The sequence below is a fragment of the Brevibacterium sp. Mu109 genome (assembly GCF_900169375.1).
Lineage (GTDB): Bacteria > Actinomycetota > Actinomycetes > Actinomycetales > Brevibacteriaceae > Brevibacterium > Brevibacterium yomogidense_A.
Genome location: NZ_FXZF01000014.1, coordinates 91,359 through 107,236, shown reverse-complemented (window position 1 = coordinate 107,236; position 15,878 = coordinate 91,359). Strand labels below are relative to the sequence as shown.

The 15,878-nt window shown below is 67.7% G+C and carries 13 protein-coding genes, 1 tRNA gene and 1 pseudogene; 11 read left to right on the top strand and 4 right to left on the bottom strand.

What is annotated here, in order from left to right:
* Positions 1–441 (top strand): annotated as a pseudogene (locus tag BSP109_RS10210) (hypothetical protein); the annotation flags it as partial.
* A gap of 139 nt (positions 442–580) precedes the next feature.
* On the opposite strand, the gene BSP109_RS10205 reads toward BSP109_RS10210, so the two are convergent.
* Positions 581–2,152: a cell division protein gene (locus BSP109_RS10205; protein WP_101600406.1), complete on the bottom strand. Its 1,572-nt coding sequence runs from the start codon at positions 2,150–2,152 to the stop codon at positions 581–583.
* Between the two features lie 375 nt (positions 2,153–2,527).
* Between BSP109_RS10205 and BSP109_RS10200 the strand changes: the two genes are divergently transcribed.
* The 8 genes from BSP109_RS10200 to ettA all read left to right on the top strand — a co-directional run bounded on the left by BSP109_RS10200 (position 2,528) and on the right by ettA (position 11,402).
* Positions 2,528–3,724, top strand: coding sequence for an acetyl-CoA C-acetyltransferase (locus BSP109_RS10200; protein WP_101600404.1), 1,197 nt, complete (start codon positions 2,528–2,530; stop codon positions 3,722–3,724).
* A gap of 6 nt (positions 3,725–3,730) precedes the next feature.
* Positions 3,731–4,048, top strand: coding sequence for a thiamine-binding protein (locus BSP109_RS10195; protein ID WP_087005966.1), 318 nt, complete (start codon positions 3,731–3,733; stop codon positions 4,046–4,048).
* 159 nt (positions 4,049–4,207) lie between these two features.
* A tRNA-Arg gene (locus tag BSP109_RS10190) sits at positions 4,208–4,280 on the top strand.
* 294 nt (positions 4,281–4,574) lie between these two features.
* Positions 4,575–6,299, top strand: coding sequence for a dynamin family protein (locus BSP109_RS10185; RefSeq protein ID WP_257944650.1), 1,725 nt, complete (start codon positions 4,575–4,577; stop codon positions 6,297–6,299).
* Positions 6,299–8,005 (top strand): GTPase, encoded by a 1,707-nt coding sequence (locus BSP109_RS10180; RefSeq protein ID WP_257944649.1) that lies wholly within the window; start codon positions 6,299–6,301, stop codon positions 8,003–8,005. The genes BSP109_RS10185 and BSP109_RS10180 overlap by 1 nt, the downstream gene beginning before the upstream one ends.
* Before the next feature lie 174 nt (positions 8,006–8,179).
* Positions 8,180–8,692, top strand: a complete 513-nt coding sequence (locus tag BSP109_RS10175) for a single-stranded DNA-binding protein (RefSeq protein WP_087005973.1) — start codon at positions 8,180–8,182, stop codon at positions 8,690–8,692.
* A 150-nt stretch (positions 8,693–8,842) separates the two neighbouring features.
* The gene (locus BSP109_RS10170; protein WP_101600403.1) at positions 8,843–9,607 is read left to right on the top strand and encodes a hypothetical protein; all 765 of its coding nucleotides are present in this window, start codon (positions 8,843–8,845) and stop codon (positions 9,605–9,607) included.
* A gap of 112 nt (positions 9,608–9,719) precedes the next feature.
* A complete protein-coding gene (gene ettA, locus BSP109_RS10165) occupies positions 9,720–11,402 on the top strand; it encodes an energy-dependent translational throttle protein EttA (RefSeq protein WP_087005978.1) in 1,683 nt (560 codons plus the stop codon).
* Positions 11,403–11,524: 122 nt separating this feature from the next.
* Here the strand turns inward: ettA and BSP109_RS10160 are convergent, their stop codons facing one another.
* Positions 11,525–12,412, bottom strand: a complete 888-nt coding sequence (locus tag BSP109_RS10160) for an acyl-CoA thioesterase II (protein ID WP_087005980.1) — start codon at positions 12,410–12,412, stop codon at positions 11,525–11,527.
* 160 nt (positions 12,413–12,572) lie between these two features.
* On the opposite strand from BSP109_RS10160, the gene BSP109_RS10155 reads away from it, so the two are divergent.
* Complete coding sequence (locus BSP109_RS10155) at positions 12,573–13,157, top strand: thioesterase family protein (RefSeq protein ID WP_257944648.1); 585 nt, start codon at positions 12,573–12,575, stop codon at positions 13,155–13,157.
* Positions 13,150–13,842 carry a hypothetical protein gene (locus BSP109_RS10150; RefSeq protein WP_101600401.1) on the top strand — a complete coding sequence of 231 codons (693 nt, stop codon included), beginning with the start codon at positions 13,150–13,152 and terminating at the stop codon, positions 13,840–13,842. The genes BSP109_RS10155 and BSP109_RS10150 overlap by 8 nt, the downstream gene beginning before the upstream one ends.
* 45 nt (positions 13,843–13,887) lie before the next feature.
* Here BSP109_RS10150 and BSP109_RS10145 read toward each other — a convergent pair whose 3' ends face one another.
* Positions 13,888–14,331, bottom strand: coding sequence for a globin (locus BSP109_RS10145; RefSeq protein ID WP_087005985.1), 444 nt, complete (start codon positions 14,329–14,331; stop codon positions 13,888–13,890).
* A 163-nt stretch (positions 14,332–14,494) separates the two neighbouring features.
* Complete coding sequence (locus BSP109_RS10140) at positions 14,495–15,667, bottom strand: mechanosensitive ion channel family protein (protein WP_257944647.1); 1,173 nt, start codon at positions 15,665–15,667, stop codon at positions 14,495–14,497.
* Positions 15,668–15,878: the final 211 nt, after the last annotated feature.

Here is a 15,878-nt window from a genome sequence, read left to right as displayed (position 1 = left end):
ACGCACCGGCCGCGGATTCCGCAACGCGGAGAACTACCGGACGCGTATCCTGCTCACCAGCGCCGCGAGAACCGTAGCGTGAATACCCGCCACAGCAGGGTCATTCACCACGAACCGCGAAGAGCCGGATTGACCGTGATGGAGAACCTTCACGCCATGTGTAAGCACCATCATGAGTTGAAGACTCAGGGCATCATCTGGCTGCAGCGTCTGAGCAGGAATGAGGTGGCGTGGGTGCTGCCGATGGGACAGACCGCATCGACGAGCCCGCCGCCGTTGGCAGCGGGGCTCGATCCTCCTGATCCGGAGGTGTTGGTGGCGCGGGCGGAGATATTGGATCGGGCACCGGTAGGGGAGGACTACGAGGGCCCGGACCTGTTCACCACAGTCGAGGTACCTGACGAACCTGGCGCCCCCGGCGAGGTTCCACCCCCGTTCTGACGTCCAGGGCAGGAGTGGGCCTGGCCCCGAACAAGCTCGCACAGTCGTACGGTGCTGTGGCGCACGGGCAGAAACAGCTGTGGCCGAGCGGATCACCGCTCGGCCACAGCCGATGTCACGTCGTCACGTCACCGATGACTCAGCGCAGGCGGTTGTTCGCCTGCGGGCGTCCATGCAGGGTGGGAGCTCCCGGCTTGCCGGTGGAGCCATCCTTTGCACTGTCGGCGGACTCATCTGCGTCGTCTTCGGCAGCCTCGTCCTCGCTGCCCTGATCGGCGGCGTCGTCAGCGGCCTCGGGTGCGGGGTCATCTGTCTCTGCATCGACGACCACGGCCTCGGCGTCCGCAGCATCCCCGGACGCAGTTTCAGAGACTGACATCTCGTCCGTGTCCTGATCGCCGTCCGAATCGGCCTCTGCGTCGATACCCGCTTCCGCGCGAAGAGCATTGAGCTCGTCCTCGTCTGCGATCTTCTCCGTGGGCACAGCGCCCGCAGCCACCCGTTCCGGGCTGGGCTCCTTCGACTCATCGGTCGTGGGCAGGAGGCCCGGGTTCGCGAACATGGAGCGGAGCTGGTCGAGCTGCGCTGCAATCGTCTTCCGCTGCTTCGTGAGCAGATCGACCTGCGACTGTGCGGACTGCACGTTCCGGCGGGATTCAGCCTGCGATTCCTCGATGGTGGCTTCCGCCGTCGCACGCGCTTCGCTGATCAGCGTCTGCGCGCGCTTCTTGCCGTCCGCAATGATCGTGTCGGCCTGCTCGACCGCGTCATTCCGAGTGCTCTCCGCACGCTCCGTCGCCGCCTTCGCGTCGGCCTCGGCCTTCTCCGCACGCTCCTGTGCTTCCTTGAAGAGACGGTCGTTCTCCGCCTTCGACGTCTCGAAGCGCTCCTTCTCGGCCTTCTCGAAGTCGCTCTTCTTGGTGGCGAGCTCGAGCTCGAGGGCTTCGGACGTCTTCCGCGTCTCATCCTCACGGGACTTCGCATCCGCCAGGAGAGCATCCGCCTTCTCCTGCGCGTCCTTGCGAAGTTCGTCAGCCTCCGTCTGCGCTGCGGCACGCAGTTCGTCGGCCTCCGTCTTCGCTTCGCTGCGGACTCGCGCGGCTGCCTCCTCCGCGTCGGCGCTCATCGTGGCGAGCTCCCGCGTGAGGGACTCGCGAGAATCGGATGCTTCGGCCGTCGCCACCGAACGGAGGCGCTCCGCCTCGCGCTCTGCCGAGGCGATCGTCTCCTTCGCCTTTTTGTCGGCCGCGGTGATCGTTTCGGATGCGCGCAGCTCTGCGGACGAGGTGATCGCCTCGGCCTCGGAACGCGCACCGCTCAGTGTGTCGTCGGACTCCGTGCGCATCCGCGCGCGCTGGCCAGCGGCATCCGCACGCGCCTTGTTGCGGATCGTCTCGGCATCCGCGGTCGCCTGGGCGAGGGTCTCCCGAGCCTGGGACTCCGCGATCTTGAGGAGATGGTCTATCCGGGTGCCCGGTGCTCCGTCAGTCTCAGGCTGCGCGTTGGCGGCCTTCTTGAGCTGCTGCTTGGCCTCGGAGAGCTCTCCTGCGACCTGCAGCTTCGCACGGTCGGCACTGATCACCTGGCTGCGCGCGTCCTTGAGCGCCTTGCGCAGGGAGTCGATCTCCTTCTTGAGCTGCCCGATGCGCGTATCGACTTCACTCTTCTCGTAACCGCGCATCGCGGTGCGGAACTCTTCTGGAGGCGTCACTGAGGCTCCCATCCTCTTCAGATCATGCTCGATCGCTGTATGGCGGCTGGTCGGAGTCTCTCCTCACCGGACAGTGACTCTGCTGGACGTATGCCCGCATGGCCGCGGTCCCGCCGCGCTTCGGAACCCACTCTAATGCGTGGGGGCCCTCCAGCGGCACCCGTATCGGCCAATGGGCGGACTGTCCCAGGTACCTATGAGGTCGGGCGGATCGTTCGTCTGCCATCCCTCAGGGTGCCCCGAGAGTTCAGGGGAGTCCGTGGCCTTCGATAGGCTGTAGGGGACGTGCGATGCAGAACACAGTCGTCTGGTGCTGAGCACTCCGATCCGAGCACATCGATCGGTGGTGCAGGAGCACTCTCATGAGGAGGAACAATGACCGAAGCCGTCATCGTCGCGGGGTCGCGCACCCCATTCGGGAAGATGTCTGGAGCGCTGGGCTCGCTCAGTGCCGTCGACCTGGGAGCTGAAGCGATCAGCGGGGCACTCACCCGTGCGGGTGTGAGCCCGGACCAGGTCCAGCACGTGATCATGGGGCAGGTGCTCCAGGCCGGACTCGGGCAGGGCCCTGCACGCCAGTCCGCAGTGAAGGCGGGCATCCCGATGACCGTCAACGCGATCACGATCAACAAGCTCTGCCTGTCCGGGATCAACGCGATCACACAGGCGGCGATGCTCGTGCGCGCCGGTGAGTACGACGTCGTGGTCGCGGGCGGCCAGGAGTCGATGACCAACGCGCCCCACATGCTCGAGAAGTCCCGCGCCGGATACAAGTACGGCACTGTCCAGGTCCGCGACCACATGGACTACGACGGCCTCTGGGACGCCTTCACCGATCAGGCGATGGGCGGACTCACGGAGACCGCGAACGACGAGGACGATCCGAAGCGTTCCTTCACACGGGAGCAGCAGGACGAGTTCGCAGCCACGTCGCACCAGCGCGCTGCAGCAGCACAGGAAGCGGGCCACCTGGCCGAGGAGATCACCCCGGTGACGCTGAAGACCCGCAAGGGCGAGGTCACCGTCGAGCACGATGAGGGCATCCGCGCTGACTCGACCACTGAGTCGATGGGCAAGCTGCGTCCCGCCTTCCGCAAGGACGGAACGATCACGGCGGCCAACGCGTCGCAGATCTCCGACGGTGCCGTCGCAGTCGTCGTCATGTCCAAGGCGAAGGCGGAGGAGCTCGGCCTGCCGATCCTCGCGGAGATCGGCGCTCACGCGTGGACCGCCGGCCCGGATTCGTCGCTGCAGCATCAGCCGTCGCAGTCCATCCGGGCAGCGGCGGAGCGCGCGGGAGTCGCAGCCGATTCGTTCGACCTCTACGAGATCAACGAGGCGTTCGCCGCTGTCGGCCTCGCATCGACCGCAGACCTGGGCGTCGACCCGGAGAAGGTCAACGTCAACGGCGGAGCGATCGCACTGGGCCACCCGATCGGTGCCTCCGGTGCTCGCATCACCCTGGACCTCGCACTCGAGCTCAAGCGTCGCGGCGGAGGCACCGGTGTTGCGGCGCTCTGCGGCGGCGGCGGTCAGGGCGACGCGCTCATCATCACCGTTCCGAAGGGCTGATCCATCATGCTGCTCGCGTTCTCTGTCGCACCTTCCGGAGGTGCTGATCCCGACGGTGACGGCGGCGTCCATGACGCCGTCGCCGCCGCGGTGAAGGTGGTGCGGGATTCCGGACTCCCACACCGCACCGATTCGATGTTCACCACTCTCGAAGGAGAGTGGGACGAGGTGTTCGCCGTCGTGAAGGCCGCGACCGAGGCTGTGGCCGCCTTCGGCCCCCGCGTCTCGCTGGTCGTGAAGGCCGACATCCGTTCGGGTCGCACCGGTGAGCTGGAAGGCAAGCTGGAGCGACTGGAGCAGGCGATCGACCGCGCCTCCGAGTAACGAGCGGACCCGCGTCCGAGTAACGAGTGGATCGGGCACTACCGACCCGCATGACTGCTGCGCCGGGGGAGTCGGAGCACACGTCCAGTGGAGTCCTGCTGGAGTGTGCCCGGCGCCTCGGCGGCGGTAGGATACTGCGTGGTCGTCACAAGGCGACACGCCCCCATAGCTCAATGGATAGAGCAACGGCCTTCTAATCCGTAGGTTGCAGGTTCGAATCCTGCTGGGGGCACTTTCAGCGCCACTGACAGTGAGATTGCGAGCTGCGAGGAGTTTGCAGGCTGCGAGTCTGCCGGCGACGGAACCGCCGACCACGGGCACACGAGTCGATTCGGGATCCTCGGCAGGTGGGGGCACCCATTTGGTGCGGTCACTCAGCAGGTGAGGGCACCCATCAGGTGCGGTCACCCATCAGGTGCGGTCACTCAGCAGATGCGGGCACTCAGAAGGTCACGACTCTCAGTGAAACCGCGGGTTCCCGGCGTGGTGAGTGGAGGTCGTCGCGAATCGCGACGATGATTGACGCGTGGATGCCCGCTCATTGACCCAGTCCGTCGGCGCAGACGCCGCTTCCGCGCTCGCGGACCTGCTGCGACGCGTGCAGGAAGCCCGACTCCCGTTGGAGACCGCCTCAGCCCCCGACGCCCGGGCTCTCCAGCACTCGCTTCGCAATCAGCTCGAGGATTACCTGCTGCCCCGCGTGCAGAATCCGGATGCGCCGCTGCTCGTGGTGATCGGCGGTTCCACAGGAGCCGGCAAGTCGACCCTCGTGAACTCGATCCTTCGCAGGTCCGTGACGGAATCCGGTGTGATCCGCCCGACGACGCGGTCTCCCGTCCTCGTCCACCACCCCGATGACGCGGAGCACTTCCAGTCCGACCGCGTGCTCGCCGGCTTCGCACGCGTGACGCGTGAGGAGACGGAGCTGGACAAGCCGCAGCTGCGACTCGTCGCCGATGCCTCCGTCCCTCCCGGCCTCGCACTCCTCGACTCGCCGGACATCGACTCCGTCATGGAGTCGAACCGGCGCATCGCCCGCCAGCTGCTCGCAGCCGCAGATCTCTGGCTCTTCGTCACGACCGCGGCCCGGTACGCGGACGCCGTCCCGTGGGCACTGCTCACTGAGGCGCAGGCCCGCGGCACGACCGTCGCGCTCGTGCTGGATCGTGTCCCGACCGAGGCCAATCGCGAGGTCCGCCGCCACCTCACGGATCTGCTGAGCGACGCCGGGCTGGGGTCCTCGCCGGTCGTCACCGTGCCGGAGGTCCCGCTCGAGGACGGGCTGCTCCCGGAAGCCGCCGTCTTCACCCTCACCTCGTGGATCCTCAACCTGGGTCGCAGCGACGCCGCCCGATCGCGCGTCGTCGAGAAGACCCTCATTGGTGCTCTGGCCACAGTCCCTCCGCGCGCCGAGGAGCTGGCCGCACACATCGTCGAGCAGGAGGATGCGCACGCCCGCCTGAGCTCAGCGGTCGACGACAGCTTCGGCTCCGCCACGGACGAACTGGCGTCATCGCTCGCCGATGGCCGCGTACTGCGCGGCGAGGTCCTGGCCCGCTGGCAGGACTTCGTGGGTGCGGGTCAGTTCTTCCGCGGCCTCGAGCCCACCGTCGCGCGGCTGCGTGACCGGATCACCGCCGCAGTCACCGGCAAGAGGGACACCGCCGAACCGCTCGAGCTCGCGATCGAGCAGAGCGTGAGCCTGCTGATCCGCGAGCAGGCCGTCCAGGCTGTCACGGGCGCGCGCATGAGCTGGGAGGACTCCCCGGCAGGTGCGGCGCTCATCGCAGCACACGGCGACGACGGCTTCGCCCGCTTCCGTGTCCCCGCGGACTTCGACGCGCGTGTGAACAGGGCGATCACGGAATGGTCCGCGAGCGTCAACGAGCTCGTCCGCGACGTCGGACAGTCGAAGCGTGCAAAGGCCCGCATCCTGTCGTTCGGCGTCAACGGCGTCGGTGCGGTCGTCATGCTCGCCGCGTTCGCGGGCACCGGCGGGCTGACGGGTGCAGAGGTCGGCATCGCGGGCGGCACCGCTGTCGTGGCGGGGAAGTTGCTCGACACGATCTTCGGCGACCAGGTGACGCGCGACCTGGCCGACACGGTCCGCACTCGCCTGCTCGACTCCGCACAGGAGCTCCTGGCGTCGTGCCGCGCACCGTTCGACGACGCCCTCGCCGCGGCCGAGGTCCCGCCCCGGCAGGCGGGCACGCTCCGCGGAAGCGGCACGAGACTCGAGGAGGCATTGTGATGACCGAGCAGTCGACACGTCCCGGCGCGTCGTCGGGCCCCGGTATGTCGTCGAGCCCCGGCACACTGTCGGGCGCTGGCACATCGCCAAGCACAGCCATGTCGACGGGTTCAGACGCAGGGGCGGGGGCCGACCCGTCGCGCGATGAGCTGGGCCGTCTCACGGAGGGCCTGCGGTACGCGCTCGACCGCGGGGAGGACACACTGCGCCCCGCGATCGTCACCGACGCGAGGAACCTCCTGGCCCGTGTCGACGAGCGCATGCGACTGGGCGAGGAGCATACGGTCGTCGCGTTCGCAGGATCGACCGGTTCAGGGAAGTCCTCCCTGTTCAACGCCGTTGCGGGGCTGGAGATCGCCCAGGTCGGCGTCCGGCGCCCCACCACCTCGAAGCCCACCGCCTGCGTGTGGGGATCCGGGGGAGAGGAGCTCCTCGACTGGCTCGAGGTGCCGGTGGAGAACCGCACATGGCGCGAATCCGCACTGGACGGTGACGACGAGTCCGCGCTGCACGGGCTGATCCTCATCGACCTGCCCGACCATGACTCGACCGCCAGCGAACACCGCCTGGAGTCCGACCGCATGGTGGGCCTGGTCGATGTGGTCTTCTGGGTCGTCGATCCCCAGAAGTACGCCGACTACTCCCTGCACACGGGGTACCTCGCCGCGTTCGCGGAGCACAGCACGGCGATGGTGTTCGTGCTCAACCAGATCGACAGGATCGCACCGGCGGAGCGCCAAGACGCCTCCACCCACTTCGCGTCGCTCCTGCAGGCGGATGGCCTGGTGGACGCGCGTGTCCGCACAGCATCGGCCGTCACCCGACACGGCGTGGACGGTCTGCGTCGGATCCTGTCAGAGACGGTCGCGCAGAAGCGTGCCGTCACGGAACGGCTGCTGGCCGACGTGCGCACCGTCAACGGTCGCGTCCTCGCAGAGATCGGTGAGCCACCCGACGGAATCGCGGACATCCGCGGGGCGCAGGAGCTCGTGGACGCGATGACCGATGCCGCCGGAGTCGATGCGATCGCGCAGACGGTGCACGACGACTACCTCCGTCGCGCATACAAGCGGACCGCGTATCCGGTGTTCGCGTGGATGCAGCGCTCACAGGCGGATCCGCTGGGAGCGAAGCACGGAGCAGACCGTGACGACCTCATCCGCGCCGGATCGCCCGAGGTGACACGTGCCCAGCGTGCGCGCGTGAGCCTGGCCGCGCACGACTTGGTCGACGCGGCGGTGTCCGGGATGCCGTCGGTCTGGCGCAACCGGGTCGCGAAGGAGGAGCGCGCCAGTTCGGAAGCGCTCTCGGAGAACCTCGACCAGGCGATCACCGCGGTCGAGGTCCCGCGCCGACAGCCCGGCTGGTGGACGCTGGCCGGGATCCTCCAGGTGCTCTTCTTCGCCGCGACCCTCGTCGGTCTGGGGTGGCTGGTCATCCAGATCATCGCGATCGTCGGAGTCGGGTTCGAACCGGGCCCGCTCCTGTGGATCGTGCCGGTCGTCCTGTTCGTGGGAGGGGTGGTCGGGTCCTTCGTCGTGTCCTCCTGGGCGTCAGGCGCTCGGAAGAAGGGTGCAGTCGACGCTGCGGATTCCATCACCGTCAGGCTTCAGGACGCCGTCCGTTCCACTGCCGAGAGCGCGTTCCTCGAGCCGATCACCGCTGTCGTCGACGACCACCGCCGGATCCACGACGGGCTGCGCTGACTCCGCGTCACAGGTCGAATCCCGCGTCGCACGATGGTGCGCACACAGCATGTGTGCGCACCATCGCTGTTTCCACAGCTGTGGCGGGCTCGTTGAACGTCCGGCGCCGGCACGATGTGGTCGTTCCACTGACGGGCAGGGAGACGCCCTCCCGCTGGGTGGAAGGGGAGTCACATGAAGTTCACGAATGTCTTCGTCGGAACGGTGGGCCAGGAACCGCGTTCCGGCGCCTTCGACGACGGCCGTCCCTGGGCGAACGTCCGGATCGCCGTCAACCACGACTACTTCAACGGCGCGACCGGTGAGGTCGTGAGCCGCGGGGTGAGCTGGTTCGACGTGAACGCCTATGGTGCGCTGGCGAAGAACATGGCGTACTGCGTGCACAAGGGCGACAGCATCATCGTCGCGGGCGAACTGCGACTGCGTGACTGGGAGAAGGACGGGCGCACCGGCACCAGCGGCACGATCGTGGCCGATGTCGTGGGTCCCAACCTGCTGTTCGGCGTCGCGAAGTTCGTCAGCTCCAGCACCCTGAACGCTGAGCCTCTCCCGGACGGAGGCGAGGGTGAGGGAGACGGGCCCGTCCCACCGCCCGTCGGAGCCGGTGACGAGCCCCCGACCGCAGCACTGGCCGACGCGGCCCCGCAGGACAAGGAGGAGCGCGAACCGGCGGGCGCACCGTTCTGAGCGGCCTCGCGTCTGAGCAGTCCGAGCCTGTGCAGGGGCCGGTCGGTGCTGAGGCATGGTGCTTCAGGCCCGCTCGGGAGCGGCGAGTCGTCGAGGAGGCCGTGCGGCGCTAGAGTGGGATCCGCGCAATCGCACTCCGGAAGGACTCGAATGGTCACGACTCGCCGACTCGCCGCCCTCACGGGCACCGTCGCGCTTCTGCTGACCGGCTGCTCCGTGTTCGAACGTGAACCGTCCGAGCCGAAGGTCGTGGAATCCGAAGAGCCTGCGATCGTCGATGACGTCACGGCGGTGCTCGCGCCGCTCGTCGAGGAGGAGGGGGAGCTGCCGACCTCCGAATCCCTCTTCGACACCCTCATGGACGCCGGCTACGACGCCGGCCAGCTCGAAGCCACACAGGACAAGACGCCCTTGGACACCGGCGTCTCCTCGAAGATGTTCGCGGTGCTGCTCGAGGAGGGCTGCATCGTCGGTGAGATCAGGGAAGGCGACATCTTCGCGAGCCTCATGCCGCCGTCGGAGTCGACGGGGACGTGCCTGTACGGCGCTGTCGATCGTCCCGAGGACGCGCCCGAGCCCAGCGGTGAGCCGCGGGAGGACGGCGCCGGGGACAACGGTGCCGGACATATCCCGGGAGAGGACTTCTCCGGAGAGTCGGCAGATGACGGCGAAGAATCCGGCGGCGCGGAAGACAGCTCCGACAGTGGTTCGAGCGGTTCGGAGGACGGCAGCGACGGAGGCTCCGGCGGGGACTCGAGCGGGGACTCGAGTGACGAAGGCTCCAGCAGCGACGCCAGTGGCGAAGACTCCAGCGATGGCGGCTCCAGCGACGGGGGAGCCGAAGAGGGCTCCGACAGCGGCGCTGAGGGCGGTTCCGGTGACGATTCCGGCGGAGCGGGACTCGGGGGCAACTGACCCGTCCGCGCACGGCGCCAGACCGTCAGCCGCACCAGTCCACACATGGTGATGCGTGACGCCCGCGTCGGAATAGTCGTAGGCGTGCTCGAGCTATAGGCTGGAAGGCACTATGGCAGAATTCATTTACACCATGCACAAGGCGCGCAAGGCGCACGGTGACAAGGTCATCCTCGACGATGTCTCGATGTCGTTCTATCCCGGAGCGAAGATCGGCATGGTCGGCCCCAACGGCGCCGGCAAGTCGACGATCCTCAAGATCATGGCGGGGCTGGAGCAGCCCTCCAATGGCGAAGCCCACTTGAGCCCCGGATACACAGTCGGCATCCTCCTGCAGGAGCCTCCTCTCAATGAGGAGAAGACCGTGCGGGGCAACGTCGAAGAGGCAGTCGGCGAGATCAAGGGCAAGGTCGACAGGTTCAACGCGATCTCCGAGGAGATGGCGAACCCGGACGCAGACTTCGATTCCCTGATGGAAGAGATGGGCAAGCTCCAGGAAGCCATCGACAACGCGGATGCGTGGGACCTGGACTCGCAGCTCGAGCAGGCGATGGACGCCCTGCGCTGCCCGCCCGGCGACATGGCAGTCACCCACCTGTCCGGCGGTGAGCGCCGTCGCGTGGCACTGTGCAAGCTCCTCCTGGAGAAGCCCGACCTGCTGCTCCTCGACGAGCCCACCAACCACCTGGACGCCGAATCCGTGCTGTGGCTCGAGCAGCACCTCTCCAGCTACCACGGCGCCGTCATCGCGATCACTCACGACAGGTACTTCCTGGACCACGTCGCGCAGTGGATCGCAGAGGTCGACCGCGGACACCTGTACCCGTACGAGGGCAACTACTCGACGTACCTCGAGAAGAAGCAGGAACGCCTCTCGGTGCAGGGCAAGAAGGACCAGAAGCTGCAGAAGCGCCTCAAGGACGAGCTCGAATGGGTGAGGTCCAACGCGAAGGCCCGGCAGACGAAGTCCAAGGCACGCCTCGCTCGCTACGAAGAGATGGCGGCAGAGGCGGAGAAGACCAGGAAGTTGGACTTCGAGGAGATCCAGATCCCGCCCGGCCCGCGCCTGGGCAGCCTCGTCATCGAAGCGGACAACCTGCAGAAGGGCTTCGACGGGCGCACGCTCATCGACGGTCTGTCGTTCTCGCTGCCGCCCAACGGCATCGTCGGCGTCATCGGTCCGAACGGCGTGGGCAAGTCCACGCTGTTCAAGACGATCGTCGGCATGGAGGAGCTGGACGGCGGAGAGCTGAAGATCGGCGAATCCGTGAAGATCTCCTATGTCGACCAGTCCCGTGGCGGCATCGACCCGGACAAGAACCTGTGGGAGGTCGTGTCCGACGGACTCGACTTCATCCAGGTCGGCAACGTCGAGATGCCGTCACGCGCCTACGTGTCCGCTTTCGGCTTCAAGGGCCCGGATCAGCAGAAGAAGGCCGGCGTCCTCTCCGGCGGTGAGCGCAACCGGCTGAACCTCGCGCTCACGCTGAAGCAGGGCGGCAACCTGCTCCTGCTCGATGAGCCGACCAATGACCTGGACGTCGAGACCCTGGGTTCGCTCGAGAACGCTCTGCTCGAGTTCCCCGGCTGCGCCGTGGTCGTGTCCCACGACCGCTGGTTCCTGGACCGCGTCGCCACGCACATCCTCGCGTGGGAGGGCACGGATGAGAACCCGGCCAAGTGGCACTGGTTCGAGGGCAACTTCGAAGCATACGAGAAGAACAAGGTGGATCGTCTGGGCGAGGATGCGGCACGTCCGCACCGCGTCACGCACCGCCGTCTGACGCGCGACTGAGCCGCACACGCGCCAGGTGAATGTCTGGAGGGCCCCCTTTCGAGGGGGCCCTCCAGACATTCACCTGAACTCGTCGAAGAACTCGTCGAGCTCGTCGGGTGCGTGTAGCTCGACGAACTCGCTCAGCTCTTCGGCTTGAGTCGCAGCATCCCCTGCTGCGAGACGTTGGCGATGAGGCGACCGTCGCGGGAGAACACGCGGCCGGTGCCGAGCGCTCGACCGTTGTTCGACCTCGGGCCGGTGAGGTCGAACAGCAGCCAGTCATCGAAGTCGACGGGGGAGTGCCACCACATCGCGTGGTCGAGGCTCGCCATCCGCAGCTGCGGCGTGTACCAGGGGATCCCGTGGACCCGCAGCGTCGGCTCGAGCAGGTTGTAGTCGCTCACGTATGCCAGAGCCGCCGCGTTCAGCACACGGTCATGGCCGAACGGCGCGACGGTCTTGACCCAGAACATCTCCGACGCCTTCTGCTCGCCCTGGAACCGGGCCTGGATGGCGGGCTCCACTCCCCGGATCTCGAATGGGCGCTTGAAGACCCAGCCCTCGAGCAGAGGATGATCGATGTGCGCGAGCTGCTCCGTGAGCGAGGGGAGCTCTTCCGGCGCCGGCACGTCGGCCGGCATCGTGTCCTGGTAGTCCAGGCCCTCCTCGTCGCGCTGGAACGAGGCCATACCGGTGAAGATCGGCTGACCATCCTGGTAGGCCTGCACGCGCCGGGCGGAGAACGACCCTCCGTCCCGGAGCACGTCGACGCCGAACGTGAGATCGGAGAAGACCGACCCGGCCCTCAGGAAGTACCCGTGGAACGAATGGATCGGGCGGTCGTCTGCCACTGTGGCGGAGGTGGCGACCACGCACTGCGACAGGACCTGCCCGCCGAACAGGACGTCACCCGGCTTGGGCTGGTTCCACCCCTGGAAGTTGTGCTCCTCGCCGCCGATCCCCGGTGTGTCGAGCCGGCGCAGGTCGAGCACCCGCTGCAGTTCGTCGATGTCCGCTGTCGCGTCCATGGTCTCCTCCTCGCGGCTGTACCGCTGGGTCGTCGTCAGTCGTTGGCGCGCGCCGTCGCATCCGGTTCCACCCGGGTTCCGCGCGCGTGATGCACTGATCCTACCGCTCCGTCTGATCGATCGTTCAGGGACGTGCGGGGATCTCGTCCGGTGGATCCTGATGCAGGCCGCACGCGTGGTGGATGGCAGGATGGAGGACATGCACCCGTCGTCCTCGGTTCTCACGAACCCGCTCATCCCCGGCTCCTTCACCCGCGTGCTCATCGAGCTGCGCTGGGGCGATATGGACGCGTACGGCCACGTCAACAACGTGACCCAGCTGCGGGTGCTGGAAGAGGCACGTGTGCGGGCCTTCGGATCGCCGACCGCTGCGCGCGACGCCGCGAACACGGAGGTGCCGGGCGCCGGCCGGGTCGTCCTGGGCTCGGGCCTGCCGGACGTCCTGGGCCGCGCGAGTGCTGACACCGACCTCCTCGTGCTCTCCCACAAGATCGAGTACCGAGAACCCATCCCGTACCGTGAGGGCCCGGTCGCCGTGGACTGCGTGATCTCCGCCGTGTCCGCTGTGTCGATGACGGTCGGATACGTCATCGCAGAGCCTGACGGGGCGAGGGCCTACACTGTCGCAGAGACGGAGGTCGTCTTCGTCGACACGGCCAGCGGCCGCGCTCGTCGCATCCGCGATCATGAACGGGAAGAGCTCGAAGCCGCAGTGGCGGCACCTGTGCGGCTCCGCCATGTCTGACGATCTGCTGATCCCGGTCGACCCGACGGCCCTGCAGGACTGGAAGACGCTCGTCTCGCGAGCCGCCCACGCTGATGACGACGCTGCCGTGCGCATGGCCGTCGCCAACGACGTCCTCGTCCTCACCGTCGCCCCGCTCCACCCCCACGGCCTGGGCGACCGCATGCCGCTGGTGCTGGGTATGCGCATGCTGCGGATCACGACCCAGGCGATGGACGGACTCGACGTCGTGGTCGACGCTCGAGCTCTGCTCGATCGCTTCGCGCGGCTCGAGGCGGATGGCGAGTCAGTGCGCGGAATCTCGATCCCCCCGGCCGAGGTCCGGGCCTCGTGGGCGGGCATCTCACCTCCCCGCGGACCGTGGGAACCGCTGGGCACTGTGAGCGTCGGGTCGCTCAGGGGCGTGGCCGAGGACGGGATCGAAGAAGTCGCCAGAGGAACTCCGGAGCGGGCGGGTTCGCACGCTGTCGATTCGCTGCGGAAGCAGGTCTGGTCGCGCACCGCCCTGGAAGTGGGCTACACACCGGAGTCGTCGGACGCGGAGCATTCGCAGCCGATCCCCGCCGGCGCGGCGTTCGGTGCGTACGTGCTGGGGTTCCTCCCCAGCGACGGCGCCGCCCACGTCCTGCGGTCAGGGGTGTGGACACGACTGAGCATGCCCGGGGGACACGTGCTGGTCCGATGAGGTGTCTGGTCCGACCCCTCGGTCACCGAGGTCGGCGGGCCTCTCTCAGATCAGCGGGCCCGGAGGCTGCCGGTCGCCGTCCCCGGTGTTGACCATCGCAGTGGCGGCGCGCTGGAAGTAGTCCCACATGAGCTCGTCGTACAGGGGTGGCAGCGCGATCGCATCGAGAGCGCCCCGCATGTGATGCAGCCACCTGTCGCGGGCATCGAACGTGACGGGGAACGGCATGTGCCGCATCCGCAGACGCGGGTGGCCCCTCTGCTCGGAGTATGTCGTCGGGCCGCCGAAGTACTGCTCGAGGAACGCCTGCAACCGCCACTTCGCCCCCTCGAGCTCCAGACCGTCCGGGTACATCGCGATGAGTTCCTCGTCTTCGGCCACCCCCGCGTAGAACGCGTCCACCAGAGCGGTGAAGGTCTCATGTCCGCCGACGGACTCGAAGACGCTCGACGGTCGTCCGACGGGGATCGTCGTGCGGGGCGTGGTCATGGATGGGGCTCCTCGTCTGCAGGCATCGGATGGTCCGCTGTCCTGCTCGCCACGGTACCGGAGAGTCTCGGCCCGGTCCCGGGCGGCCGCATCCCGGTGCTGGAATGCCTCGCCCCGTGACCGACAGGCGGCTGCTCGTCGGCCAGTGCTGCGCGGCCGGCACTCACTCCTTCGGCGGCGCAGCGGCCTCCGAGCTGCTCCCGCCGGACTCGCCGTCGGACTTCTCCGCCGCGTGGTCGGCTGCCCTGCGCGTCGCGGAGGCCGCGGTCGGATTCGGCATCGTGCGGATGACGGCCTGGCTCCATGGCACTGTCAGATCGTGCGCCGCCATCTGCTGCTTGAACTCGCCGCGGAACGCACGACCGACCGCGAACTGCTCGCCCGGCTTCGTCTTGATGGTGACGCGGATGGTGACCGCCTCGCCGCTGATCTCCTGCACGCCCATGATCTCCGGAGCCTCCAGCATGACGGCGTCGTACTGCTCGAGCTCGCGCAGAGCGGATGCCGCATCTTTGATGATCGTCGTGACGGTCTGCTCGTCCGCGTCGTACGGGAAGGGCAGGTCGAGCAGCGCGTTGCCGAAGCCCTGGGAGAAGTTGCCGACGCGCAGGATCTCGCCGTTGCGCACATGCCACAGCGTGCCGTCGAGCGCGCGGATCTTCGACGTCCGCAGACCCACTTCCTCCACGGTGCCGATCGCTTCGCCCACATCGATGACGTCGCCGATCCCGTACTGGTCCTCGATGACGATGAAGAAGCCCGCGAGGTAGTCCTTCACGAGTGTCTGGGCGCCGAAGCCCAGCGCGATGCCGGCGATGCCGGCGGATGCAAGGATGGGCGCGAGGTCGAAGCCGAGTTCGGTGAGCACCATCAGCACGGCCAGGAGCCAGATGATGATCGCGGCGATCGACTTCAGGAGGGACCCCACCGTGGTGGATCTCTGCGCGCGTCGCGTCCGCGCTGCAGCATCCGCAGCGCCCGACTGCGGCCGGTCGCCCTTGGAGATGATCCCCCGCTTGGTGTGGCCCTCCGCGATCGACTGGGCGAAACGGTAGATGAGGCGCCTGGAGACGAACGTCAGGACGATCGCGACGAGGATGATGACGGCGACGCGCAGGCCGGTGCCGGTGATGAATTCGAGCCCGGAGGAGGCAGACTCCTCGACGCTGCGCTGCACGTCCTCCACCGACGGAGGTGACGGTGTCGGGGTGGGAGTCGAATCTGCAGAGGTCGACGGCTCAGGTGAGGCGTCCGCCGTCTGCGGTGCTGCGAGCACGCTGGAGGCGGTGCTCGTCAGCAGCGACGGGACTGCGTGGAGGAGAGGGAGGATTGCCATACTGCCCCGACACTAACGTCGGATCCTGGACAGCACACTCATGTTTCGCGCGCTGTCTGAGAGGACACTCCACGGTGCGGTCACGGAGGGCTGTCGGCAGTCCCCGCCGAGGTGCCCCCGCAGTCCCGCAGTCGGCCGCCGGCGGCCACCGGTACGGAGCATCCGCCGCCGAGGCCGTGCTTCGGCTGACCTGCACGTCCGCACTCTGCGC